Source organism: Mesorhizobium sp. WSM4871 (assembly GCF_055811295.1).
In genome coordinates this window covers 1-1168 of the sequence record NZ_JBVVPU010000051.1, presented here as the reverse complement: position 1 = coordinate 1168, position 1168 = coordinate 1, and the positions used below count along the sequence as shown (strand labels likewise).

At 62.0% G+C, this 1168-nt stretch carries 1 protein-coding gene; it reads left to right on the top strand.

Translation table 11 applies throughout. The features are described 5' to 3' along the window. Positions 1–69: 69 nt before the first annotated feature. Positions 70–1161, top strand: coding sequence for an ISAs1 family transposase (locus AC0L2H_RS32440; protein ID WP_473593671.1), 1092 nt, complete (start codon positions 70–72; stop codon positions 1159–1161). Positions 1162–1168: the final 7 nt, after the last annotated feature.

The following is a 1168-nucleotide window of genomic DNA, read 5'->3' as shown; positions in this document are numbered from 1 at the left end:
GGCAGGGGAATCGCATATGGCGATTTTGGGGTTGAGTTTAGACAGAGAAAGGATTCTTTGGAGAGGCAGTTGAGCGAAGGAGCGACTGCCATTTCCTGCCTTGAGAGCTATTTTGGCGCGGTGCCTGATCCGCGCGCACCCAACGCTACGCACCGACTTGGCGATCTGATGGTGATGATGATTGCGGCAAGCCTGTGCGGCGCCAGCAATGCGACGGAGTTTGCCTTGTTCGCGCACGAGCGCAAGCCGGCGCTGTCGCGGCTGATCGACTATGACGTCGCCCCTAGCCACGATACGTTTTCGCGGCTGCTGCGCCTGCTCGATCCGCAGGCCTTCGGGCGTGCCTTCGCCGCTTTTGCCGCCGCTTTCGCGCGAGCCGGCCAAGAGACGCCCGAGGTGGTGTCGCTCGACGGGAAGGCCTTGCGGCGGGCCTACGAGAAGGGCTTGGCAGCCAGTCCACCCTTGACGGTGTCGGCCTTCGCCGCCGAAACCCGGCTGTGTCTGGCAGCAGTCTCGCCGAGCGATGGCGAGAACGAGGTCGAGGCCGCGCTCAAGGTCGTCGAACTCATTGATCTTACGGGCAGATTGGTCACCGCCGACGCGCTCCACTGCCACACCCGCATGGCTGAGGCCATCACCCAAAGGGGCGGCGATTACCTGCTTACGCTGAAGGGAAACCGCCGTCATTGGCAGCGCAGTGCCAACCAACATCTGGCCAACACCATCCCCTCCATTGCCGAGCGGGTCGAGATCAGCCACGGCCGCAACGAGTGGCGCAAGGCCGAGATCGTGGCGGCGGACGAGCCGCTGATGCCGGGCCACCAGGCCTTCATTCGCATCACCAGCCAGCGCGATCAGGCCAAGCCGCTGACGCGCTTGTTCATGGCCTCCACGCTTCTGTCGCCGCAGCAGGCGCTCGAACTCACCAGAGCTCATTGGCAGATCGAGAATAGCTTGCATTGGATGCTCGACGTCCATCTCGATGAGGATCTCAGTCGTGCCCGCAAGGACAATGCTCCCGCCAACACAGCTCTCCTCAATCGCCTCGCCAGAAACATCCTTCAGGCCGCCGATGATGCCAAAGTTCCCATCAGCCACCGCATCAAGAAATGTGCCTGGAATGACGACTACCTCATTCATGCTATCGCTCATATGCGATAGCCCTGCC